General features: G+C 67.7%; 20 protein-coding genes. 8 read left to right on the forward strand and 12 right to left on the reverse strand.

Annotated elements, in window-relative coordinates; genetic code table 11:
• Positions 1 to 2: 2 nt before the first annotated feature.
• Complete coding sequence (locus G3I17_RS34120; RefSeq protein ID WP_164602650.1) at positions 3 to 434, reverse strand: SRPBCC family protein; 432 nt, start codon at positions 432 to 434, stop codon at positions 3 to 5.
• A 562-nt stretch (positions 435 to 996) separates the two neighbouring features.
• Here G3I17_RS34120 and G3I17_RS34125 point away from each other — a divergent pair.
• Entirely contained in the window at positions 997 to 2790 is a 1794-nt protein-coding gene (locus G3I17_RS34125; protein WP_164602477.1) for an AMP-dependent synthetase/ligase, read from the forward strand.
• On the opposite strand, the gene G3I17_RS34130 is transcribed toward G3I17_RS34125, so the two are convergent.
• Both G3I17_RS34130 and G3I17_RS34135 read right to left on the reverse strand, forming a co-directional pair.
• Positions 2778 to 3332 (reverse strand): isochorismatase family protein, encoded by a 555-nt coding sequence (locus G3I17_RS34130; RefSeq protein WP_164602479.1) that lies wholly within the window; start codon positions 3330 to 3332, stop codon positions 2778 to 2780. The two genes, G3I17_RS34125 and G3I17_RS34130, sit on opposite strands and share 13 nt — an antisense overlap.
• A 7-nt stretch (positions 3333 to 3339) precedes the next feature.
• Positions 3340 to 4254 (reverse strand): RNA polymerase subunit sigma-70, encoded by a 915-nt coding sequence (locus G3I17_RS34135; protein ID WP_164602481.1) that lies wholly within the window; start codon positions 4252 to 4254, stop codon positions 3340 to 3342.
• Between the two features lie 58 nt (positions 4255 to 4312).
• Here G3I17_RS34135 and G3I17_RS34140 point away from each other — a divergent pair, with 58 nt between their 5' ends.
• Together G3I17_RS34140 and G3I17_RS34145 are read left to right on the forward strand one after the other, a co-directional pair.
• Complete coding sequence (locus G3I17_RS34140; RefSeq protein WP_164602484.1) at positions 4313 to 4669, forward strand: nuclear transport factor 2 family protein; 357 nt, start codon at positions 4313 to 4315, stop codon at positions 4667 to 4669.
• 114 nt (positions 4670 to 4783) lie between these two features.
• Positions 4784 to 5218 (forward strand): VOC family protein, encoded by a 435-nt coding sequence (locus G3I17_RS34145; RefSeq protein WP_164602486.1) that lies wholly within the window; start codon positions 4784 to 4786, stop codon positions 5216 to 5218.
• Positions 5219 to 5451: 233 nt separating this feature from the next.
• Here the strand turns inward: G3I17_RS34145 and G3I17_RS34150 are convergent, their stop codons facing one another.
• From G3I17_RS34150 to G3I17_RS34170, 5 genes are all read right to left on the reverse strand, one after another.
• Positions 5452 to 5679: a hypothetical protein gene (locus tag G3I17_RS34150; protein WP_164602488.1), complete on the reverse strand. Its 228-nt coding sequence runs from the start codon at positions 5677 to 5679 to the stop codon at positions 5452 to 5454.
• Between the two features lie 338 nt (positions 5680 to 6017).
• Positions 6018 to 6914, reverse strand: coding sequence for a carbohydrate ABC transporter permease (locus tag G3I17_RS34155; protein ID WP_164602490.1), 897 nt, complete (start codon positions 6912 to 6914; stop codon positions 6018 to 6020).
• Between the two features lie 3 nt (positions 6915 to 6917).
• Positions 6918 to 7979 (reverse strand): sugar ABC transporter permease, encoded by a 1062-nt coding sequence (locus tag G3I17_RS34160; protein ID WP_164602492.1) that lies wholly within the window; start codon positions 7977 to 7979, stop codon positions 6918 to 6920.
• Positions 7980 to 7987: 8 nt separating this feature from the next.
• Positions 7988 to 9256 carry an extracellular solute-binding protein gene (locus tag G3I17_RS34165; protein ID WP_164602494.1) on the reverse strand — a complete coding sequence of 423 codons (1269 nt, stop codon included), beginning with the start codon at positions 9254 to 9256 and terminating at the stop codon, positions 7988 to 7990.
• The gene (locus G3I17_RS34170; protein ID WP_164602496.1) at positions 9253 to 10524 is read right to left on the reverse strand and encodes a hypothetical protein; all 1272 of its coding nucleotides are present in this window, start codon (positions 10522 to 10524) and stop codon (positions 9253 to 9255) included. Before G3I17_RS34170 ends, G3I17_RS34165 begins: the two co-directional genes overlap by 4 nt.
• A 107-nt stretch (positions 10525 to 10631) precedes the next feature.
• Between G3I17_RS34170 and G3I17_RS34175 the strand changes: the two genes are divergently transcribed.
• The 5 genes from G3I17_RS34175 (at position 10632) to G3I17_RS34195 (ending at position 16902) form a co-directional block, all read left to right on the forward strand.
• Positions 10632 to 12395: a glycoside hydrolase family 36 protein gene (locus G3I17_RS34175; RefSeq protein ID WP_164602499.1), complete on the forward strand. Its 1764-nt coding sequence runs from the start codon at positions 10632 to 10634 to the stop codon at positions 12393 to 12395.
• Entirely contained in the window at positions 12395 to 13441 is a 1047-nt protein-coding gene (locus G3I17_RS34180) for a LacI family DNA-binding transcriptional regulator (RefSeq protein WP_164602501.1), read from the forward strand. Before G3I17_RS34175 ends, G3I17_RS34180 begins: the two co-directional genes overlap by 1 nt.
• A 147-nt stretch (positions 13442 to 13588) precedes the next feature.
• The gene (locus tag G3I17_RS34185; protein ID WP_164602503.1) at positions 13589 to 14260 is read left to right on the forward strand and encodes a DUF1345 domain-containing protein; all 672 of its coding nucleotides are present in this window, start codon (positions 13589 to 13591) and stop codon (positions 14258 to 14260) included.
• Positions 14261 to 14450: 190 nt separating this feature from the next.
• Positions 14451 to 15476, forward strand: coding sequence for an EamA family transporter (locus G3I17_RS34190; protein WP_164602505.1), 1026 nt, complete (start codon positions 14451 to 14453; stop codon positions 15474 to 15476).
• Entirely contained in the window at positions 15424 to 16902 is a 1479-nt protein-coding gene (locus G3I17_RS34195) for a carboxylesterase family protein (protein ID WP_164602507.1), read from the forward strand. Before G3I17_RS34190 ends, G3I17_RS34195 begins: the two co-directional genes overlap by 53 nt.
• On the opposite strand, the gene G3I17_RS34200 is transcribed toward G3I17_RS34195, so the two are convergent.
• From G3I17_RS34200 to G3I17_RS34215, 4 genes are all read right to left on the reverse strand, one after another.
• Positions 16891 to 18045, reverse strand: coding sequence for an alanine--tRNA ligase-related protein (locus G3I17_RS34200; protein ID WP_164602510.1), 1155 nt, complete (start codon positions 18043 to 18045; stop codon positions 16891 to 16893). The two genes, G3I17_RS34195 and G3I17_RS34200, sit on opposite strands and share 12 nt — an antisense overlap.
• Positions 18046 to 18543: 498 nt before the next feature.
• Positions 18544 to 19701, reverse strand: coding sequence for a glycosyltransferase family 4 protein (locus tag G3I17_RS34205; RefSeq protein ID WP_343238519.1), 1158 nt, complete (start codon positions 19699 to 19701; stop codon positions 18544 to 18546).
• On the reverse strand, positions 19698 to 20942 hold the full coding sequence (locus tag G3I17_RS34210) for a M48 family metallopeptidase (protein WP_164602512.1): 1245 nt from the start codon (positions 20940 to 20942) through the stop codon (positions 19698 to 19700). Before G3I17_RS34210 ends, G3I17_RS34205 begins: the two co-directional genes overlap by 4 nt.
• The gene (locus G3I17_RS34215; RefSeq protein WP_164602514.1) at positions 20935 to 22455 is read right to left on the reverse strand and encodes a hypothetical protein; all 1521 of its coding nucleotides are present in this window, start codon (positions 22453 to 22455) and stop codon (positions 20935 to 20937) included. Before G3I17_RS34215 ends, G3I17_RS34210 begins: the two co-directional genes overlap by 8 nt.
• Between the last annotated feature and the right edge of the window lie 65 nt (positions 22456 to 22520).

Genomic DNA, 22520 nt, shown 5'->3' on the forward strand with positions numbered 1-22520 from the left:
GATCAGGACTCGACGCGCTTCTTGAGCCCCTTCAGGGCTGTGTCGATGATGACCTTCTCGGCCTTGCGCTTGAGCAGGCCGATCATCGGGATCGCCACGTCGACGGCCAGCCGGTACGTCACCTCGGTGCCCTGGTCGCCCAGGTCACGCAGTACGTAGGAGCCGTCCATCCCCTTGACCATCTTGGCCTGGACGAGGGTCCAGTTGACCTCGTTGCGGGACCAGACGTAGTCCAGCGTGTACTCGTCGGAGATCGCGCCGGCGTCCACCTTGAACCGGACCTGTTTCGGCCGGCCCGCCTCGTCGGTGGACAGCACCTGGGTCTCCCGCATCGAGTCGGCCCATTCCGGATACGCCTCGAAGTCCGCGATCACCGCCATGATCGCCTTCGGGGTCGCGTTCACGACGATGGTCGAGGTGGTCTGCTCTGCCATCGATTCACCTCTTCGCTGCCGGGACGGGTTCTCCACGCGAGAGACTATCGCGGGTTCGGCGCCCGGCCCGCCCTCGCCCGCGGCGCGGCCGTTTTCGAGTTCGTCCTTCAGCCGCCAGATGTGCTCCCGGTACTGCGCGACGTACCGCTCCCGGAGCCGGCGCAACCGGCGTGGACCGGCCGCCCGGCGGGGATCCACCCGCAGGTACCAGTGCACGACGACTCCGTCGCGGACCTGCTCGAGCCACCACTCCGCAGTACCGATCGCTGCTCCGGTGACCGCCCACCTGACGCCCTCGATGCCGCGCCGCTCCGACGGGGTCAGGGTCAGATCGGGCCACCACTCGCGCCAGAGGGTGTCCTCACAGAGCCGCTGGGCGACGTAGGCTGGATCTGCAACGACCAAGTCGTCGCAACTGATGTCGAGCGCCGGCATGCGTTAGTCCTGGGGTCTGTGTCCTGTGGGTCACATTAATCTGGCTACTTGCGGGTAGGTGACTGTAGCGTGCGCCGGAGTCGACCCTGTCTTGACTGACACAGCGTGACTGACTGAGGAGACGCGGATGCGCGAGTACACCACCCCTACTGTGATCGAGCCGCCGACGATCGGCGGCCTGAGCGATCCCGTCTGGGCGAACGCGTCCTCCCATCCTGACACCGCGGTGTTCAGCCGCCGGGTCGAGGGCGGCGGCTGGCTCGATATCACCGCGGCCGAGTTCGCCCACCAGGTGGGCGGGGTGGCGAAGGGCCTGATCGCGGCCGGCGTCAAGCACGGCGACCGGGTCGCCCTGCTGAGCGCCACGCGGTACGAGTGGACGCTGATCGACTACGCGATCTGGAGCATCGGCGCGGCCACCGTGCCGATCTACGAGACCTCGTCGGCGTCACAGATCCAGTGGATCCTGACCGACTCCGAGGCCGTCGTGGCGATCGTCGAGAACGCCGCGCACGGCGCCGTCGTCGAATCCGCCCGGGCCGAGGCGCCCGCGCTGCAGGAGGTCTGGCAGATCGAGGCGGCCGCCGTCGACCAGCTCACGGTCCTCGGGCAGGAGATCTCCGACGCCGAGCTGGACAAGCGGCGGACGGCGATCGTCCCCGGTGATCTCTCGACGCTGATCTACACCTCCGGTACGACCGGCCGGCCCAAGGGCTGCAAGCTCAGCCACGCCAACTTCATGGACGAGCTCGGCACCGCGACGAAGATCCTCCCCGATCTGTTCCGGCTGACCGGCGCATCCACGCTGCTGTTCCTGCCGCTGGCGCACGTGTTCGCCCGGATCATCCAGGTCGGCTGCGTGATGATGCGGGTCAAGGTCGCGCACACCGCCGACGTGAAGAACCTGGTCGCGGACCTCGGGTCGTTCAAACCGACCTTCATCCTCAGCGTTCCACGGGTGTTCGAGAAGGTGTTCAACACCGCCTCGCAGACCGCGCACGCGGGCGGCAAGGGCAAGATCTTCGACGCCGCCGCCGACACGGCGATCGCCTACTCGCAGGCGCTGGACAAGGGCGGTGCGGGCTTCGGGCTGAAGGCCAAACACGCCCTGTACGACAAGCTCGTCTACGGCAAGCTGCGCAACGTGCTCGGCGGCAACGTCGACTACGCCGTCTCGGGTGGAGCGCCGCTGGGCGACCGCCTCGGACACTTCTTCCGCGGTATCGGCGTACCGGTACTGGAGGGCTACGGCCTGACCGAGACCACGGCCGCCCTGGCCGTGAACCTGCCCGGCGACATCCGCATCGGCACGGTCGGCAAGCCGCTGCCTGGTGTGACAGTGGGGGTCGCCGATGACGGCGAGCTCTGCTTCAAGGGCGGCCAGGTCATGCTCGGCTACTGGAAGAACGACGAGGCGACGGCCGCGGCGATCGACGCCGACGGCTGGTTCCACACCGGTGACATCGGCGAGTTCGACGCCGACGGGTTCGTCAAGATCACCGGCCGGAAGAAGGAGATCCTGGTCACGGCGGGCGGCAAGAACGTGGCCCCCGCAGTACTGGAGGACCGGATCCGCCTGCACCCGCTGGTCAGCCAATGCATGGTCGTCGGCGACGGCAAACCCTTCATCGCCGCCCTCGTCACGATCGACCCGGAGACGATCCCGGCTTGGGCCGCGAAACACGGCAAACCGAACGACATGTCGATCCTGGTGGACGACAAAGACCTGATCGCCGAGATCCAGAAGGCCATTGACGAAGCCAACGCGACCGTCTCCAAGGCCGAGGCCATCAAGAAGTTCGCCCTCCTGCCAACCGACTGGACCCAGGAAAACGGCGAACTCTCCCTCAAACTCTCCCTCCGCCGCCACATCGTCATGAAGAAGCACGAAGCAGACGTCGAGGCGCTCTACACCAAGTAATTGCTGAAGCGGACCTCGGCGGCGTGCTCGACTCTTTCCAGCTCGTTGCCGAGGGCCCATTCGGCCACTCGGGAGACGGTCTCGGCGGGGATGGCTGCGGTGGTTGCCGTGGCGGGGATGCCGGTGGTGGTGTGGGCGTCGTGAGGGAGTACTACGCGCAGGCCGCGACCCAGCGCGGTACGGGCTGTTGCGCTGACGCACATCTCGGACATCAGGCCGCAGAGCGCCAGGGACTGGATGTGGTGGGTGGCGATCAGGTCGGTGAGTGGGGTGCCGGCGAAAGAATCGTCCTGTTGTTTGCGGATGACTTGTTCGTGGTTGCCCGGCTCGAAGGTGAAGTGAAGGTCCCAGCCTGGTCCGCCTGGCTCATCGGCGGTTCCGGAGGCGCCGTCGTTCTGGACGTGGACGATCAGTGCGCCGGCTGCTCGTGCCTTTGCCAGTAGGTCGCCGGCTCGGTCGAGCAGTCGCGCTGACTCGGGTACGGCGGCGATGCTGCCCTTCTGGAGGTCGATGAGAAGCAGGGCGTCGACGGGTTCGGGCATGTCGTGATCATCGGGAGTGGCGCGGGCTGGGGTCAAACGGAATAGCGGAAACGGGATCCAGGAAGCGGGTGATGGTGCTGATGCGGTCGCCGCTGACCGTGAGCGCCAGACAGCCCGTGTACCGGCGACCTGACTCACCGACGAAGTAGCAGGTGAAGGCGGGGTGGAGGTTCTCGCCGATGGGCTCAAGGAGAAGGGTCTCGGCGCGGGCGGCGGCGCTGGCTTGGAGGAAGGCGGCTATTGCCTCAGGGCCGTAGTACTCGTGTGGGGCTGGGGGCATGGACAGCCAGGCGTCGTTGGAGAGCAGCGCTTTGACGGCGGCGATGTCGTCGGCTGCCAGGGCTTCGGCGAAGCGTTTGGCGACTGCTCGTTCGGTTTCGGCGTCTCGGGGTGGAGGCGGGCTGTGCAGGGAGGCGCGGGCTCGCTGGAGGGCGCCTTTGATGGCGGTCGGGGTGGTGTCGAGGAGGTCTGCAACCTCGCTCAGCGGGAAGTCCAGTACGTCGACCAGGATCAGGGCGGCTGTCTGGCGTGGGGGCATGCGTTGGAGTGCGGTGATGAAGGCCAGCGCGATGTGCTCGCGCTTGACGATCAGATCGTCCAGGAACTCGTCGGGGTACGGCTGGAGCCAGGTGACGTCGCCGCGGCGCGTCGGCGCGGGCGGGTCGAAGGGTGGCAGCGGCTCGGGTCGCGGGCGGCGTTTGCCGTCGCGGATCGCGTTCAGGCAGCGGTTGGTGGCGATCCTGTAGAGCCAGGTGCGCAGCGACGAGCGGCCGGCGAAGGAGTCCAGGCCGCGCCAGGCGGCGAGCAGCACCTCCTGCAGTACGTCGTCCGCGTCGGTGGTCGAACCGAGCATCCGGTAGCAATGCAGGTGCAGTTCGCGCAGGTACGGCGCGGTGATCTCCTCGAAGGTCTGCTCCCCCATCAGCACATCGTGCCAGCCGGACCGTTCCGATCGCGGGACCAGTGGTGTCTACCTGGTCATGACAACACCACTGGACGTCGCGCTCGCCTACTACCGGGCCTGGACCACTCATGACTTCGACCTGGCGATGACCTACATCGCCGACGACATCGTCTGCCACGCCCCGGCCGGCCGGATCGAGGGCGCCGAGGCGTTCCGCGGTTTCATGGAGCCGTTCTCACGGATCCTGACCAGCTCCGAACTGATCGGCTCGTACGGCGACGAGAAGGCCGCGCTGCTCATGTACGCCACCGGCACCCGCCCGGTCGCCAGCGCCCCCGGCGCCGAGTTCCACACCATCCACGACGGCAAGATCACCCAGCTCCGCATCATCTTCGATCGACTCCCCTTCGACCAGGCCCGCGCGGCGCAGTAAGACGGCCGTCCCCGAAACTCCTCATAAAAGTGCTCAATTGGTGAGCACTTCTGGGGTGCATGCTGGTGTCAACGAGGTGGACAACCACCTAGATCAAGCCCCAGGGAGTGCCCGATGTTCCGAGGATTCGCCACCATCAGCTTCTACGCCGACGACCTCGCCGCCGCGCGCGACTGGTACGCCGAACTGCTCGGCCAGGAGGCGTACTTCCAGTTCCCGCCCGCCCCCGCGCCGCCGGCGTACTTCGAGTTCCGGATCGGCGACGACGCCGACGAACTCGGCTTCATCGACCGCAAGTACGCCCCGCCCGGCGCCTCCAACGCCCCCGGCGGCGCCGTCATGCACTGGCACGTGGACGACCTCCCCGCCACCTTCGAGAAACTCCTCGCGATGGGCGCCAAGGAGTACACCCCCATCACCTCCCACAGCGACAGCGACTTCACCACCGCTTCCGTCGTCGACCCCTTCGGCAACATCCTCGGCATCATGCACAACCCCCACTATTTGGAGATCCAGGCCGCACGAGCTGCAGCCAGCGGCCGCCCCTGACTCTGGAGAGCCCGGGCGCGCAAGCTACCTCGCTAACTTGCAAAACGCCGGCCAGCTATCCAGCCCCGTCCGCGTACTCCCCACCCCTCACGCGCCGCGCTCACCGTTGAGGGTTAACCCCCCAGTTGGCGGGTTGCCTCTCCAGATTCTCAGGGGGCAACCCACCGTCTGAGGGGTCAACCCCTCTGACGCGGGTTCAGCGGACGCCCCCGGTCGACTCATCCGCCGCCGCGCTAGCTGCCCGACATCATGAAGTACCAGCCGTCGGTGCGGTGGTTGCACTGGGTGAGGTACCACGGGTCCAACGTGTCGCGGGTGATCGTCCGGGCATCGTTGCAGTCCGCCTGCGTGGCGTACGGTCCGATGCTGTAGATCGGGGTGGCGGTGGCGGAGCTGATCGGAACCAGTACGCCGATCGACGCGGCGGCAGCTGCGATCAGCAAAGCGATACGACGTTTCACCAGGGACTCCTCAGGTGGGCGGGCGGTAGATCGAAGCTAGAGACGAAACCCCCTTCAGCGCAAGGGTTTGCGGAGCGGATCCAGGAGTGCGATCCAGGCCGGAACCCATCAATCGTTTGTCCCCGACGAGCTATGACTCCGCCTCGCACACCAGTCAGGCCACGAGTTCGGCGCTACGCCCGGCGCCCGGCTTCGTGCGGTACTTCGCCCACGTGAGCAACCATCCCTCCAAGCGCCACGCCGTACTCCGCCCATGCAGCCAGCCACTCCCATGGTCACCTCAAGGGCGACGAAGGAGCAAGCGTGCGGCTGGCGTGGGGAGTACCTGGGGGTGAGGGCTACTTGCCGCCGGAGAAGGTGATTCCGTTGGTGATTTGTTTTTGGGCGAAGAAGAAGATCGCCAGGCACGGGAGGGTGATGAGGACTGAGGTTGCCATTAGCAACGGGGTGTCGGTGCCGTTGACTGACTGGAAGCCGGCCAGGGCTAGTGGGAGCGTCTTCCACTGGTCGGAGTTGATGTAGATGGCGGGGCCGAGGAAGTTGTTCCAGTAGCCCATGAACAGGAGGATCGAGACGGCTACCACCGCCGGGCGCGCGAGTGGGAGGTAGACGAGGAGGAACATCTTGAACCAGCCGCAACCGTCGACGACCGCCGCGTCTGCGAGTTCCGAGGGCATCCGGGAGAAGAACTGGCGGAACAGGAAGATGTAGAAGGGCGATCCGAAGAAAGCCGGCAGGATCAGTGGGTAGAGGGTGTCGATCATGCCCAGGTTGTTGAAGAGCATGAACTGGGGAACCATCGTCACCTCCCCCGGCAGCAGCATCGTCGCCAGTACGACGCCGAAGATCGCGCCGGAGAAGCGAACTCGCAGGCGGGCGAAGGCAAAGCCGGCCAGGGAGCAGGACAAGACCGTGCCGACGATCGGGATCAGGGTCGTCAGCACCGAGTTCAACGCATAGCGCCAGAACGGGAACGACGTGATCGCCCGGGTGTAGTTGTCCCAGAGGAATTCGCGGGGCCAGATACTCGCGCCCGACGAGCCCACCCCGGCCAGTGAACGCAACGAGGTGGCGAGCATCCACAGGAACGGGTAGACGAAGGCGAGCGACCCCAGCGCCAGCACGACGTACAACAAGATGGTCAGCGGTAGGTTGCGACGCCAGTATGGTCGGTCGGCGCGGCGGACCGGGCGGGCGACCTCGAGCGGTGGACGGGTGTCGACGAGTGTGGCCATGACTCACTTCCTCCCCGAACGACGGGCCCGTACCCGGCGGCGGCCGCCCAGTTCGGTTTCGTAGTACACGGCGAAGGCGCTTCCGCGCAGTGTGACGGCGGTCAGCGCCAAGATGATGACGAACAGGATCCAGGCGAGCGCGGACGCATACCCCATCCGGAAGTTCTGGAACGCGTTGTCGTAGAGGTAGTAGACGAAGAACAGCAGCGAGTCCTTCGGGCCGCCGTTCGCGACGAAACCCTGAGTGAAGATCTGCAGCGCGCCGATGATCCCGGTCAGCGCGTTGAACAAGATGATCGGCGACAACTGCGGCAGCGTCACGTGCCAGAACAACCGCAGCGGCCCGGCACCATCCAGTGCGGCCGCCTCAAAGAGATTCAGCGGTACGTCCTTGAGACCGGCCAGATAGATCACCATCGCGCCGCCGACGGTCCACAGGCTCATCAGGATCACCGTCGGCAACGCCCAGGCCGCATCGTTGAACCATCCCGGACCCTGTACTCCGAGCTTCGCGAGCAGGTCGTTGGCCAGTCCGTACTGCGGGTTGAAGACCCAGAGGAACAAGACGATCTGAGCAACCCCGGACACCAGCGACGGCAGGTACCAGATCGTCCGGAAGAACCGGATCCCGGGCAGATCGACATTCATCAGCAACGCCACCATGAACGCCAGGAAGGTCTGCAACGGCACCGAGATCACCGCGTAGAGCAGCGTCACCTTGATCGCCTGCGCGACCCGCGGATCCTGGAAAGCCTCGGTGTAGTTCGCGAGACCCACGTACCGCGGCGGCGTGATCAGGTCCCATGAGGTCAGGCTGACGAAGATCGACGAGATCATCGGCCCGACCGTGAAGAGCAGGAAGCCGATCAGCCAGGGCGAGATGAACAGCCAGAACGCGATCGTCTTGTCCGCCCGCGGCCACTTCCGCCGCGCCCCGTACGCCGCCAGCCCGATGACGGCGTACAGGACGATCAGCAGGAGCAAGAACGGGACCAGCGGAACGAGCGCCGCGGGAACACCCCAGGACTCCGCGAGGGTGCGGATCCAGCCGATGGTCGGGTTCATGGTCTACCTCACCGCTTCAACGCGGTGGTGCACTTGTCGTTGAGGCCGGGCAGGATCTTCGCGACGTCGTCCTTGCCGCTGCCCAGCGGCGTGTAGCTGGTGATGCCCTTGTCGGCGTCACCGGAGATCTGTCCCTCGCGCGGCACTGACGGGCTCACCAGACCCGTCTTGAGCGCGGTGGTGAAGGCGGCCAGGTTGCGATCGGCCGGCAGTACCTTCTCCAGCGTCGCGGTCGACTCGGCGACGATCGGTACGCCGAGCGCCGTGTTGCCCTGGATCAACTGGTTCTGCGCGTCCGGGTCGGTGCTCGCGAACTCGACGAACTTCTTCGCCGTCTCGGCCTTCTTGCCGGTCGCCTTCTTGGAGATCGCCAGCCCGCCGACCTCCATCGGGAACCCCTTGCCCGGTACCGGCACGAGGGTCCAGTTCGGCTTGCTGATCTTGGCGAAGTCGGCGACCGTCCACGGCCCGAAGTCGCTGAAGGTGCCGAGCCGGCCGGCCGCGAACCACTGCGCCTGGTCCTGACCCTCGATGTCGAGCGAGTTCGGCGCGTACTTGTCCTTCTGCAGGTCCACGATGTACTGCGCGGTCTGCAGCCCCTGCGTGTCACCGAAGGTGCACTTGGTGGCATCCGCGTTGTAGAACCCGCCACCCGCGGCGGTCAGCCAGCCCTTGAACCACAGGTTGCTGGTACCGAACACCCGCGTCTTGCCCTCTCCGTGGGACAGCTTGGCCACGATCGTCTTGAACTCCTCCAGCGACAGTGGAGTCGTTGCACTCGGCAACGGCAGGCCGGCCGCCTTGAAGGCGTCGACGTTGATCGCCATCACCTTCGGCTTCGCGGTGAACGGTGTCGCGTAGTACTTGCCGTCGAACTTCAGCGCCTCGCTGATGTTCGGCTGGACGAACTTGCCGGCATCGACCTGCTGTTCGGCGAAGCTGGGCGCGAACCCGGCCAGGCTGGTGTTGCTGATCTCCATCACGGTCGACTGGGTGCCGGCCGCGATCGAGGTCTGGATCTTCTGCTCGTAGTCGGCCTGGATCCAGTTCGTGGTCACCTTGGTGCCCGGGTTGACCTTCTCGAACGCGGCCGCGATGGCCTTCAGCGAGGCGGCCTCGGAGTTCGTGCCCCAGAAGGAGAAAGTGATGTCGCCGTTCTCGTTGGCGCCGCCGGCGTTGTTGGTGGCGGGCGAACTGCTGGACGTACAGCCGGCAGCGAGCAGGAGGGCAGCCAACGCGGCCCCGACCGGGAGCAGGCGGCGGGTGAAGAGCTTCATGAGGGGTCCTTCGTCTGAGAGGTGACCCGGGCGGTCTGGCCGGGCTCGAGGGTCCAGGTGCCGGCTGAGCCGACCGTCACCGTCAGCGGCCCCGGTCCGCTGTGTACGGTGAGCTCGGTCGCGTGCCGTCCTTCTTGGGCGATGCGTAGGTCCCACTCGCCGACCCGCACGTGGTCGGCGGTCAGCCAACCGATCTCGGCCGGCAGATGGGAGTCGATGGTGAGGCTTGCCTCAGGGGCGTTCGGCACCAGGCCGAGCAGGCCTGCCACCAGGTGCTCGACGACGGTGAAGGAGATCTCCGGATAGTCGTCGCGGCTGTCGATCAGATGCCGCAACCACCGCCAGGCCGACTCGTCGCGACCATGCCGGAAGAACACCTCGGGCAGATAGCTGAACGACTCGATGTTGGGTGGCGCATCGGTCTCCAGCCACTTCTCGATGAAGTCCAGGAACCGCTCGGTCCGTACGCCGGAACCGGCCAGCCCTGTCATCGTCGAGAGCCAACTGGTCTCGATCCCCCAGCCGATGTCGAGGCTGCCGTCTTTGACCCGGCCGCGGGCGTAACTCCCGCTGGACTCGTCCCACCAGGTCAGGAATTCGCGCTGGATCCCGACGGCTTTGGCGCGATAGTCGTCGCCGTAGTGCCTGGCCAGCTCGACCAGGGCGCCGTACTGGAAGGCCAGCCCGTCGGCCGCCACGTTCAGCGGTCGCTCGGGGTGCTCGTTGTACGAGGCCGCGCCGTCGAAGATGTCACCGGTGCCCGGTGCTTCCGGGATCCCGTCGCCATCGTGGTCGTGCGCCCGGACGAAGTCGCCGACCGAGCGCCGGTAGTACGCCGCCAGATCGGGATCGTCGAGCCAGTTGCCGTCGCCGGTCCAGTCGTACTGGCGCAGCGCCCGGTAGGTCAGGTCGAACACCGCGGGGATCTCCCGGACGAAGTGCTCGTCACCGTGATAGTCGAGGGCCGCGATGCTGCCGTCGAAATGGAACGCCCAGAGCGGATACCACTTGCGCTCAGCGGTCGCCGACCGGGCGAAATGCCGGAACATCGCGAAGTTCTCCGCGTCCAGACCGAGCAGGTGCGCACCCGCGGCCTGGTGACAGACATCCCGCGAGTAGAACATCGGCCGGGACGGGTATCCGGCCCAGTACGACGGCAGGTTGCCCGCCGCGGCATCCGTCTGGACCCAGTCCAGGGCGCGTTTCCGGGCCCAGGCGAAGGCATCCTCGACATAGCCGAGATCCGACGTCACGGTCAGATCGGACATCCGGGGACCTACTTCCACTGGGAAAGGATATTAGCGCTAAAACTAGGCACGTAGAACGCATTCGTCAATATCTACCGGCCACCGGTTTTACCGCTATAGTCGTGATCATGTCTGCAGCCCACTTCGAGGTCCGCTCCCCCGACACGGGCATCTGCCGGACCGGCACGGTGTCCGCGGCCACGACCGTCACCGAGCTCCCCACCAACGAGCCCGGCGTGCTCCGGTACGAGATCATCGCCGCCGACCTGGCCACCGAGCCGGTCCGGATCCGGTGGACCTGGCCGGTCGATTCCGCGGCCACGCTGTGGCAGGCGATCCAGGGCACCCACCGCACACTGCCGACCGACTGGGGTTCGCATCGCGACATCCGGTCGGTGCGCTCCGCGCCCGTCGCATCCTTTGTCGACCTCGACGACACGAGCCCCTGTACCGTCTCGCTGTCGTCGTCCGTGCGCGGCGGGGACTTCGCGATCGGGGTGAACGAGGAGAGCGCGGAGCAGCTGTTCCAGCTCGCGATCGACGATGTCGAGCCGGTCGACGGCGTCCATCGCTTCACCTTGCGGATCGACCTGCGCGGCCTGCATTTCGCCCGGGCGCTGGAGGAGGTCACCGACACCTGGGCGGCCGAGCTCGGCGATCGGGTCACGCCGGTGCCGGAGCTCGCCTACGAAGCGATGTACTCGACCTGGTACAGCGACCACCAGCACGTCTCCGCGGAATCCGTGGAGAGCCATGCTCGCGACAGCGCGGAGTACGGGTGCCGCGCGGTGATCGTGGATGACGGCTGGCAGACCGACGACACCGCGCGCGGCTATGCGCACTGCGGCGACTGGGAGCCGACCAGCAGCACCTTTCCCGACATGGCCGAGCACGTTCGCCGCGTGCACGAGACCGGGCTGGACTACGTGCTGTGGATCGCGCCGCCGCTGATCGGCGAGCACTCGAAGGCGTGGGACCGGTTCAAGGACCACACCCTCGGGTACGTCGACGGCCTGACCGCGTCGATCCTCGATCCGCGCTACCCGCAGGTGCGCGAGCACATCGTCGAGGCCTGCATCCGGCCGGTCCGGGATTGGGGGGTGGACGGGCTGAAGCTCGACTTCATCGACTCCTGGGCGTGGGACGGCGCTCCTCCGGCGCTTTCTCCGGAAGGTGATTGCGCGACGGTCGACGAGGGCGTCGAGCTGGTCTTCGCGGCGATCAGCGCCGAGCTGCGGCGGCTCCGGCCGAGTCTGCTGATCGAGTTCCGGCAGAGCTATGTGAGCCCGCGGCTGTGGCAGTTCGGGACGTTCCTGCGAGCCGGCGACTGCGCGCTGGACGCGGTCGAGAACAGGGTCCGCACGGTCGACTGTCGCTTACTCGCCGGTGGTCGCGCGGTGCACTCGGACATGCTGATGTGGAACCCGGGCGCCTCGGCCGAGGCCGTCGCCCAGCAGTTCATCGGGGTGCTGTTCAGTACGCCGCAGGTCTCGGTCGAGCTGGCGCAGTTGTCGCCGGAGCACGAGCGGGTGGTGCGGTTCTGGCTCGGGTTCATGAAGGAGCACGCGGACGCGCTGCTGCACGGCGTGCTGACTCCCTCGCGGCCGGATGCGCGCTACACCCAGGTCGCCGCGGCAAGCGCTTCGACGAAGGTGGTGGCCGTTTTCGCCAACCCTGTGGTGCGTTTGAGCACGCCGTCGCCGGTGACACTGCTCGTCAACGGCAGCAGCGAACCACGCCTGTACGTCGAAGGTGCGGGCGCCAGGCCCGTTCAGCTCGTAGTGTCTGACTGCTCAGGCGTGGAGCTGACCCGGACGACGACCACGCCACCCGCCGGGCTGTGGCCGATCGAAGTACCGGTCGGTGGTTTGGCCAGGGTCGAGCAGATCTGATGGTTGACGTGGGGGGCTCGATGGCAGGCGAGAAGAAGCGGCCGGTACGCCGGACGACCGTGGCCGACGTGGCCAAGCTGGCCGGCGTCTCGGCGATGACAGTGTCCAACGTGCTCAATGCGCCGCACCGGGTCAGCGACCCGACCGTACGGACCGTGCAGGCCGCGATCGACGAGCTCGGCTACACCCCGAACCACGCGGCTCGCGCGTTGTCGTCGGGGCGCAGCCAGGTGATCGGGTTGCCGCTCTATCTCGAGGACGAAACCTTCAGCGACCAGAACCCGGGGCTGGGCGGATTCCTGCACGGCCTGCTCGGCGGGCTGGTGAAGTCGGCGGCCGTCGCCGGCTATGGCGTCCATGTGACGACGCCGACCGAGGGCGCCACCGAGATCGCGCTCTACGAGCGGCTGATCGCGGCCCGGCAGGTCGACGCGATCGTCGTACTGGAGACGATGCCACGCGATCCGCGGCTGGAGTTCCTCAGCTCGCGAGGCTTCCCGTTCGTCGCCTTCGGGCGGACTGGGCATGACCAGCGGCAGTGCTGGGTGGACGTCGACAACGAGAAGTCGATGGCGGGAATCGCTCGCCATGTGCGCGGTACCGGACGGACCCGAGCTGCCTATCTGGCGACCGACAGCAGCCTGCCGTGGGTGCATCAGCGGCAGGACGGGTTCCTGCAGGAGTTCACCTCGCCGCATTCGATCCAGTCGTTCAGCTCACTGGACGCGGTGGCGAGCTTCGTGGAGAGCGCTCTCGACGGTGCTGATCGGCCGGATGTTTTCGTCGCCGACAACGACGCGTTCGCCGTCGTCGCGATGCGCTCGCTGCAGCGCGCCGGGGTGAAGGTCGGGCAGGACGTCGCGGTGACCGGGTTCAACGACTTCCCGTTCGCGAGCATGCTGGACACACCGCTGACGACCGCGCGAATCCCGTTGCGCGACATCGCCGCGTGCCTGTTCACCCGGGCGCTGCAGGAGATCAACGGCGACCCGGACCAGCCCGGCCACCTCGTCACCGCTCCCCTGATCATCCGCTCCAGCGCTTAACCCTTGACCCTCCCAGCTCGCCGGTCTACGCGACCGCGGGCTTGATAGGTCAGGGCCCGTCTGGCCAGCAGGTCGGCCAAGCCGTCGTCGACGCGTCGATCGGCTAGGCCGTCGAGTTCTGGGCAGGTGGTGAGTGAGAATGCTCGGGTGAGCAAGATCCCCAAGGCGGCGGCGTCCAACAATCGTCATACCCGGCGGTGGCCGGCCTCGCTGGCGGTGATCGTCGCGCTCGGGCTGCAGCTCGCAGTACCGGCGCAGGTGCTGGAGGCGCCGCGCTGGATCATGCCCGCGATCGGGGCGGCGCTGCTGGTCCCGCTGATCTGGACGAACCCGTTCCACCTGCGCCGGGACGAGGCCTGGCTGCGGTGGGTCGAGCTCGCGCTGCTGGCCGTACTGGTCGCGGTCAACGCGATCTACCTGACCAGCCTGATCGTCCTGCTCGCCTCCGGGGACACCGTGGACGGCGAGGTGCTGGTGAAGGCCGCGCTGCTGATCTGGGTGACGAACGTGGTCGCCTTCGCGCTCTGGTACTGGGAGATCGACCGGGGCGGGCCGTTCGCGCGGATGCCCGAGCACGAGCACGAGGAAGAACGGGCCGATCTGCTCTTCCCGCAGATGACGGTGGATCTCCCCGGCTGGGAGCGCTGGCTGCCCGGTTTCACCGACTACCTCTTCGTCGCGTTCACGGCCTCCACCGCGTTCAGCCCGACCGACACGATGCCGCTCACCGCGCGGGTGAAGACCCTGATGGGGATCCAGTCCGCGATGGCGCTGCTCACGATCGCGGTCGTCGCCGCGCGCGCCGTCAACGTGCTCTGACCTGTCAGGTGTGCCCCCCAGCTCTCTACAAGTCGTCACCCGTTGTCCTCGTCTTGTCCCCCGCTGTCCCCGGCCTGTCCAGCTGACGACTACCCCCTCGACTCTCATGTAATGAGTGTGAAAGGGTTATGCCCATGTACAGGCTCCCGACCGGGGAGGCTGGGAAGCAAGGGTCGGAGGTGGGATGGGGATGGCGCAGGACGCTGCCCAGAACGCAGCACGGACCAAGTCCGTCGGGCTGGGGTTCGCTGTGTTCTCGGCGCTCACTTTCGGCGGGTCGGGGCCTTTCGCGAAGGCGCTGATCGAGGCCGGGATGTCGCCCCAACAGGCAGCCTGGCTGCGGATTCTCGGCTCCGCCGTGCTCCTCGTCCCGCTGGTACTGATCTTCCGCGGCCGCGTCGGACTGCGCGCCGTGCGGGCCTCCTGGCCGCAACTGGTGCTCTACGGCCTGACCGGGATCGCCGGTTGCCAGACGCTGTTCTTCATCGCCGCCAGCCGGCTGCCGGTCGGGATCGCGATCCTGCTCGAGTTCTCCGGCCCGGTGCTCGTCGTCGGCTGGCTGAAGTTCGGCCGCAAGGTGGCCGTGCCGAGGTCGGCCGCGCTCGGCGTCGTGATCGCGCTGGCCGGCCTCGCCATCGTGGTCGAGATCTGGGCCGGCCTGCAGCTCGACCTGATCGGCCTGCTCTGCGGTCTGGGCGCCGCGGCCTGCCAGGCGACGTACTTCATCCTGATCGACAAGCTCACCGGCGTCGCGGATCCACTGGTGATGACGGCGGCCGGCAGCGTCGTCGGCGCGATCCTGCTGACCGCGATCTCCGCGCCCTGGGCGGTCCCGTGGCACACGCTGACCGACACGATCGCGATCGGCCACCGATCCGCGCCGGGCTGGGTGTTCGCGACCTGGTTGATCGTGATCAGCACGGTGGTCGCCTATCTGGCCGGCGCGGCCGCGGTACAGCGACTGTCCGCGGCGATCGGTGGGGCTGTTGCCTATATCGAGGTGGTGGCGGCGAGCCTGTTCGCGTTGCTGCTGCTGAACGAGAAGCTCGAGACCAACCAGATCATCGGTGGGGTCATCGTGTTGCTGGGCGCGTTCGTCGCGCAGTCGTCGGTCGGCAAAGTCACACCGCCGGAGGTCCCCATCCCGGTGGATGATGACCTCTATGGACTCCATCGCGGTGACATCGTCGGGGCAGCTTCGGGGAACGACCGCTGACGGGATCACTGCCTACCTAGGCATCCCGTACGCCGCTGATCCGGTCGGACCCAAAGCCTTCCAGGCTCCCGAGCCCGTACCGGCGTGGGACGGCGTACGAGACGCGACGGCTCTCGGGTCGACGGCTCCGCAGCCACCGTACGAGCCGCCGTACGACGTCCTGCTGACGAACCCGCTGACCTCGGGGCCGGACTTCCTCAACCTCAACGTGTGGACGCCGGGCGGATCCGGGCTGCCGGTGCTCGTCTGGCTGCCCGGTGGCGCGTTCCGCAACGGGTCCAACGCGACCCCCGGGTACGACGGAACCGCGTTCGCGCGTGACGGCGTTGTCCTGGTGAGCGTCAACTACCGGCTCGGCGTCCAGGGCTTCGGCGTCATCGCGGACGCACCCAGCAACCGTGGGCTGCTCGACCAGATCGCCGCGCTGCGCTGGGTACAGGAGAACATCGTGGCGTTCGGCGGAGATCCGGAGCAGGTCACTATCGCCGGCCAGTCGGCGGGCGGGATGAGCGTCGCCACGTTGATGTCCATCCCTTCCACGCAAGGCTTATTTCACCGCGCGATCGTGCAGAGCGGTTCGGCAACGGCCACGGCGCTAGCCGCCGACGGCGCCGTGATCACTGCCGAGGTGGCGAAGCGGCTGGGCGTGGAGTCGTCGGTGGCCGGGTTCGCCTCGGTGGCGATCGAGGAGCTGCTCGCGGTGCAACGGGTGGTCGCGTTGGAGCTGCGGCAGAACCCGGATCCGGCGCGGTGGGGTGCGACCGTGGTCAGTGCGGGCGGCGGGATCATGCCGTTCTTCCCGGTCATCGACGGTGAGCTGATCCACGAGCGGCCGATCGACGCGATCGTGGGCGGTGCCGCCGCGGGGATCGATCTGCTGACCGGCGTCACGACAGAGGAGATGCGGCTCTTCTCGATCCCTTCGGGAATGGCCGCGGCCATCACAGCCGAGGCCTTGCCAGTGCTGCTCGGGCGCCAGGGTGTCGATCCGGCGATCGTCGCGGCGTACGTCGCAAGCCGGCCCGGTCTGTCGCCGGGTGAGGTCTTCGGCGACATCGTGGGCGATGCCTTCTTCACGTTGCCGACACTTCAGCTCGCCGCTGCGCAGCGGGTGCACGCGACGGCGTACCTGTACGAGTTCGACTGGAAGTCCCCGCTGGAAGGGCTCGGGGCCTGTCATGCACTGGAGCTGCCGTTCGTGTTCGACACGCTCGCGACGGCGACGTCACCCCTGTACGGCGACGAGCCGCCGCAGGAGCTGGCTGACCGGATGCACGCGGCCTGGGTGGCTTTCGTCACGACGGGCCGGCCGAGCTGGTCGGCGTACAACGCAACCGCCCGGCCGGTGATGACGTTCGGCCTCCCCTCGCGGCTGGTGGAGAGCCCGCGAGCCTCGGAGCTCGCACTTTGGACGTCACCCCACTAATTGGAGAACCAGGTCGCGTGGGAGGCCGTGGGTCTCGTGCAGGTACTCGAAGTCGCTGTCGTCGAGCGTCTTGTGGAACCGCTCGTGGCTGAGGATCACCCGGCCGCGGTCGAGCAGGTTGCTGAACCGGATCTCCTCGTCGATCAGGATCCGGCGGACCAGGGTGAGGACCTCGCCCTGGTGGAAGTGCTCGCTGGTGTGCTCGAACAGCTCCATCGGCAGGTCGGACAGCGTCCGGGTGTCGTCGGAGCGCCAGAGCAGCGTGAGCACGCGGCGGATCAGCCGGCGCAGCACGTAGCCGCGGCCGGTGTTGGACGGGTGCACGCCATCGCCGATGATCACCATGCTCGAGCGGAGGTGGTCGATGACGATCCGCTCGTCCTCCTCGTCGAGCTTCCACAGCTCGGGGACGATCCGCCGCCAGGGCTCGAAGAGTTCGGTCTCGAAGACCGACTTCTTGCCCTCCAGCAGCATGGTCAGCCGCTCGAGGCCGAGGCCGGTATCGATATTCTCCTGCTGCAGCGGCTCGAGTGAGCTGTCGTCGAGGCGGCGGTAGCGCATCATCACGTGGTTCCAGACCTCGACCCAGCGGTCGTCGGTGGTCGGGGTGCCCTCGGGGTCACCGTCGCCGGTCCAGACGAAGATCTCCGAGTCGGGGCCGCACGGTCCGGTCGGGCCGTTCGACCACCAGTTGTCGTCGGTGGTCAGCTCGATCGGCAGGCCGAGGTCCTGCCAGGTTCGCTGGGATTCCTGATCCAGGGGGACCTGGTCGTCGCCGCCGAAGACGGTCACGTGCAGCCGGCCGGGGTCGATACCGAAGCCCTCGGTGAGCAGTTCGTAGCCCCAGCGCAGGGTCTGCTCGGTGCCGTAGTCGCCGAACGACCAAGAGCCGAGCATCTCGAACACCGTCAGATGGGTCGGGTCGCCCACCTCGTCGAGGTCGGTCGTGCGCAGACATCGCTGCACGCCGACGAGCCGGCGACCCAGTGGATGGGGATCGCCTTCCAGATATGGCGTCAGCGGATGCATCCCCGAGGTCGTGAACAACACCGGGTCGCCGGGTCGCGGGATGAGCGAGGATCCCGTGGTGGGGATGTGCCCGCGCCGGGTGAAGAAGTCGATGAAGGTCTGGTCGATGGTCATCGCGGTAGGTCCTTTGCAGTGAACTGACCAGAAAGGGAGGCCGGACAACAAAAAACCGGCGAACCGTTTCCGGTCGCCGGTGGGTGTGAAGAAGATGTCAGGCAGCGGCAGCCGGAGAGCACGAAGCTCGTACGGCTGCTACGACACTGAACATCGGATGCATGCCACCAACCCTACATGATCGTCACCACCCGCCCAGCCCCATCCACCCCCGCCCCATCCACCCCCGCCCCAGCCGCCCCGCCCCAGCTCGCCCCGCCCCGGCCCGCCCCGACTCGTCCCAGCCCGGCCCGCCCCAGCCCGCCGACGTCTGAGGGGTTACCCCCCCCAGTTGGTGGGTTGCCCCGCGAGATTCTGGCTAGGCAACCCGCCGTCTGGGGGGTTAACCCCTCAGACGTCGGCGGGCTGGGGCGAGGCGAGATGGGGCGGAAGCGAGGGCGAGGCGGGGCGGGAGCGAGACGGGGTGGGAGCGAGACGGGGCGAGGCGGGGCGGGAGGGTCAGCGGAGGTCTAGGAGGTCGCGGAGGAGTTGGCCTGAGCGGGACCAGGTCCACTCGGCTTGTACCCACTCTCGGCCGGCCTCGCCCATTGCTTGCGCCTTCGCTGGGTTGGTGAGTAGTTCGGTGAGGTGGACGGCGGTGGCGACCGGGTTGTACGGGTCGACCAAGTAGCCGGTCTCGCCGTGTTTCACCGTGTCGGCGGCTCCGCCCGAGTCGCCGACGATGACTGGCTTGCCGGTGGCGGAGGCTTCCAGGGTGACGATGCCGAGGGCTTCTGGTTCGAGGCCGAAACGCCTTGTTCTGCAGGGCATGGCGAAGACGTCGGCGGCGTCGACGTACGGCGGGATGTCTTCCCACGGGACTGCGCCGGTGAAGCGTACGGCGTGGGCGACGCCGGTTTGCCTGGCCAGGCTCTCCAGGCGATCACGGTCAGGACCGCCGCCGACGAGCAGCAAGATGGCCTCCGGTACGGCGGCGAGCACCCGCGGCCAGGCCTGGATCAGGGTGTCCTGCCCCTTGCGCGCCACCAATCGCGAAACGCACGCGACCACCGGCACGTCTTCGAGCCCGAGCCCCTTGCGTATCTGCTCTCCCCCGCAATCCGGGAAGAACCTCGAGGTGTCGACGCCGGGCGTCAGCCGCCGCATCCGGTCGGCCGCCTCCGTCGAGAGCGCCGGCGCGATCTGCTCCTGGCACCACGCCGAGACCGAGGTCATCGTGTCGGCGGCGTCACCGATGCGCCTCAGCGCTTGGCGCGCTCCCGGCGTACCGGCCCACCACGTCTCATGCCCGTGAGTCAGCGCAACGATCCGCCGCGCGCCCGCCCTGCGCAGGGTCGCGCCCATCAAACCGAGCGGAGCCGCCGCCCCGAACACGACCCGATCGGCGCCATACTCCCGCATCACCTGTACTGCGCTCCGCGTGACGCGTGGCGTCGGCAACAACATCGCCGTCCGATCCCGGACCACCGAGAATCCAAGCGCCGCGTCGTACTCCGCGGCGCCCGGCATCCGCGACGTGAACACCACCACGTCGGGCAGCTCGTCGCACAACGAGCGGACGAACGTCTCGATCCCACCCTGCCGCGGCGGGAAGTCGTTGGTGACGACCAGCACCTGACCGGGGCGGTGGGGTGGGGTCAGAATTGGTACCGTCACTTCTGGGCCAGCGGTGGAACTGTCTGGCCGTGCTCCGCAGCCCAGGCCCGCCCCATCGCGATCCGCTCCGGCGGCGTCGGGTGGTTGGCGAACAGCCAGTACCGCCAGCGGCTCGGCTCCAGGCCGGAGATGTTGCGCACCGACAGCTCGTGCTGCATCTCGACGAAGTCCGCCGGATCGTTGGTCAACCGCAGCGAGTGGTAGTCCGCGCGGGCCTCGATCTTGCGGCTGACCAGGTTCTGCACCGGTGACGCGAGCGTCGTACCGGCGACGATCAGGGCCAGCAGCAACGCGGTACGCCGTGGATCGGACATCCGGGCCCCGAGCAACAACCGCAGCAGGACCACAGCGAAGGCCGAGCCGAGCGCGCCGATCAAAGTGCCGTGCAGGACGTCGTCCTCGGCGGCGTGGCCGAGCTCGTGCGCGACCACCAGCCGGACCTGGGCCGGCGTCGCATCCTTCAGCAGCGTGTCGTAGACGACCAGCCGTCGCGTCGACCCGAAGCCCGACACATAGGCATTGAGCGTCGTCGTCCGCTTGGACGCATCAGCGACGAGCACATCCTTGACCGGTACGCCGTCCTGACGCGCGAGCTCCATGAACTCGTCCCGCTGCGGACCCGCCGGCATCGAGGTGAAGTCGTTGAACCGTGGCTCGACCAGCACCGGGTAGGCGAACGAGACCCCCAGCACCAGGACCGCACCGGCGATCGCCGCCGGCGCCCACCACCAGCTCTTCCAGCGCTTGGCCAAGGCAACCAAACCGAGGCTGATGGCAACCAAAGCGAGGGACATCAGCAACCAGTTGACCAGCCGGTCACGCAGCCACAAATCCCAGGCCTCGGTGGACAGCCCGTACTTCCGGGTCACCCGCTCGGCCAGCACGTCCGTCGGCAGCGTGATCACGCTGGCCAGCAGGCCGAGCGCGAGGACGACCACCGGAACGGCCAGGTACCAGCGGCGGATCCGCGTCACGGAGTACAGGCGGCGGCCGAGCGGGCTGAAGCCGATCGCCAGCGGGACCAGCAGCGAGAGCACCCAGGACGTCGTTGACCAGGGCAACAACTCGTGCCGGAACTGTTGCTGGCGGTCGATCTCGGCCGTCGTGAAGTCGAGCGCGGCGTCCGGCTTCGGCAGGTCGATCAGGTGCCACGGCGTCGTGGTGACGATCACGACGACGAGGGCGGCGGCGAGCACCAGGGCGGCGCCGACCGGGGCAAGCCTGGCGGCTCGCTCAGACACCGGCGAGCCTCTTCAGGTACTTCTGCCAGTCGGCCGTGAACTCCTGCTCGGTCGTCCCGAGCACGGTCCGGAAGGCATCCGCCAGTCCGGTCGGGCTCTTCGACGCGTGCACGGCCCGGTAGAACTTGACCAACTTGGCTTGCCCCTCCCGCTCGCTGATCAGCCGGCAGGCCAGCCAGCCCGACTCGTAGGCCTGGGGCAGATCGGCCGACGAGGCGGCGAACGCCTCCGGGGTGGGCAGCGACTTCGGCACCTTGCCGGCCCGGACCGCCTTGAACAGCTCCTTCGCCGCCGATTCGTCCTGGACGGACACGGCGGTGAAGGCGACGTAGTCGGCGAAACCCTCGGCCAGCCACAACGGTACCGGCGAGGCGGTAGCGGTCGAGGCGACGTGGGTCGTCTCGTGGGTCAGTACGATCCGGCGGCCCTGTTTGCCGAGCTCGTCGAACAGCTTCGGGTTGGCGACGATCCGGGTCGGTGCGCCGGTCAGCGGAGAGTCCAGCTCAGCCATCGTGACCGCGGCGATCTGGGTGTAGGTGCCCGGCTGGGCGCCGAGGACGAACTCCATGTCGGCCTGCTTGGCCGGCAGGTAGATGACCGCCTTCTGCTTCCAGTTCTTGCCCCAGACCTTGGTCACCGACTCGACCGCGCGATCCGTCACGGTCGCGTAGTCGTCCGCGTTGGCCTGCGAGTCGAGGCTGATCACCAGACTGTGCTCCCCCTTGGCGACCTCGATCCCGCCGAGCGCCCAGATCGGCCGCCGCTGACCGGCCACGAAGCGCTCGCTGAACGATGCCGCGTACGTCGTACCGTCGCGGGTGACGAACGTGACGGGCAGGGTCTCCCGGGCCGGCTTGGCGTCGTACCCGGTCAGTTGCCAGGACACCTCGACCTGGGCCAGCCACGACTCCGTGCCACCGAGCTCGCTCTGCCGGTCCGGTGGCAGCGCGCCGGTGTCGTCGCTGACGTAGCGCAGCTGGAAAGTGGCCAGCGGCAACTTGCCGAGGTTGCTGTAGATCGTCCGGGCCTGCTCGTCGAAGGTCTTCGCCTTCGGGTCGAGCGTGTCGAGGAAGCTGCTCTTGCGCTCCTCCTCGATCGCGTCGGCCATCTTCTGCAGGACGGCCTGGCCCGCGGCGGCCCGGCGTACTCCCTCGGCCGCTTCGTCCGGGGTGGAGTCCGGGGTCTGCACGTTGTTGCTCTGCGCACCAGGATCGGCGGGCGCGTCGGCGATCTTGCGGAGCCCGGCGAACCCGGCTACGCCGACCAGGCAGACGGCGACGCCGAGCGCGACCTTCTTGACGATCGGCCCGTGCGCGGACGTCCAGGTGCCAGCGGCCCGGAGCAGCGGAGGCCGCTGCCCTCCGTCGCCCACGGCATGCTGCGCCGGGATGGAGATCGTCGTCTGCTCGGACGGCGGAACTCGCTGCCCATCGTCGGCAGGGGGCAGCGCGCCGTCGTGCCTGTCGACCACCTCGGCCCCTCGCTGCTCGTCTGCCCCAGTCAGAGGAGTCACCTCGGTGTCCTCCAGAGACAGTCAAACATGGGCGGGGGCGGGGTGAACAACGAGGCGGCTCCGGG

Origin of the sequence: Streptomyces sp. SID13031 (assembly GCF_010548305.1) — a bacterium.
Taxonomy (GTDB): domain Bacteria; phylum Actinomycetota; class Actinomycetes; order Propionibacteriales; family Kribbellaceae; genus Kribbella.

Excerpts from the sequence above, each read along its gene's own strand:
- G3I17_RS34180 (WP_164602501.1), top strand. The coding sequence starts at position 12,395 with ATGGTTGACGTGGGGGGCTCGATGGCAGGCGAGAAGAAGCGGCCGGTA.
- G3I17_RS34165 (WP_164602494.1), bottom strand. The coding sequence starts at position 9,256 with ATGAAGCTCTTCACCCGCCGCCTGCTCCCGGTCGGGGCCGCGTTGGCT.
- G3I17_RS34140 (WP_164602484.1), top strand. The coding sequence starts at position 4,313 with ATGACAACACCACTGGACGTCGCGCTCGCCTACTACCGGGCCTGGACC.
- G3I17_RS34135 (WP_164602481.1), bottom strand. The coding sequence starts at position 4,254 with ATGGGGGAGCAGACCTTCGAGGAGATCACCGCGCCGTACCTGCGCGAA.
- G3I17_RS34175 (WP_164602499.1), top strand. The coding sequence starts at position 10,632 with ATGTCTGCAGCCCACTTCGAGGTCCGCTCCCCCGACACGGGCATCTGC.
- G3I17_RS34170 (WP_164602496.1), bottom strand. The coding sequence starts at position 10,524 with ATGTCCGATCTGACCGTGACGTCGGATCTCGGCTATGTCGAGGATGCC.
- G3I17_RS34145 (WP_164602486.1), top strand. The coding sequence starts at position 4,784 with ATGTTCCGAGGATTCGCCACCATCAGCTTCTACGCCGACGACCTCGCC.
- G3I17_RS34130 (WP_164602479.1), bottom strand. The coding sequence starts at position 3,332 with ATGCCCGAACCCGTCGACGCCCTGCTTCTCATCGACCTCCAGAAGGGC.
- G3I17_RS34155 (WP_164602490.1), bottom strand. The coding sequence starts at position 6,914 with ATGGCCACACTCGTCGACACCCGTCCACCGCTCGAGGTCGCCCGCCCG.
- G3I17_RS34125 (WP_164602477.1), top strand. The coding sequence starts at position 997 with ATGCGCGAGTACACCACCCCTACTGTGATCGAGCCGCCGACGATCGGC.
- G3I17_RS34200 (WP_164602510.1), bottom strand. The coding sequence starts at position 18,045 with ATGACCATCGACCAGACCTTCATCGACTTCTTCACCCGGCGCGGGCAC.
- G3I17_RS34120 (WP_164602650.1), bottom strand. The coding sequence starts at position 434 with ATGGCAGAGCAGACCACCTCGACCATCGTCGTGAACGCGACCCCGAAG.
- G3I17_RS34190 (WP_164602505.1), top strand. The coding sequence starts at position 14,451 with ATGGCGCAGGACGCTGCCCAGAACGCAGCACGGACCAAGTCCGTCGGG.
- G3I17_RS34160 (WP_164602492.1), bottom strand. The coding sequence starts at position 7,979 with ATGAACCCGACCATCGGCTGGATCCGCACCCTCGCGGAGTCCTGGGGT.
- G3I17_RS34195 (WP_164602507.1), top strand. The coding sequence starts at position 15,424 with ATGGACTCCATCGCGGTGACATCGTCGGGGCAGCTTCGGGGAACGACC.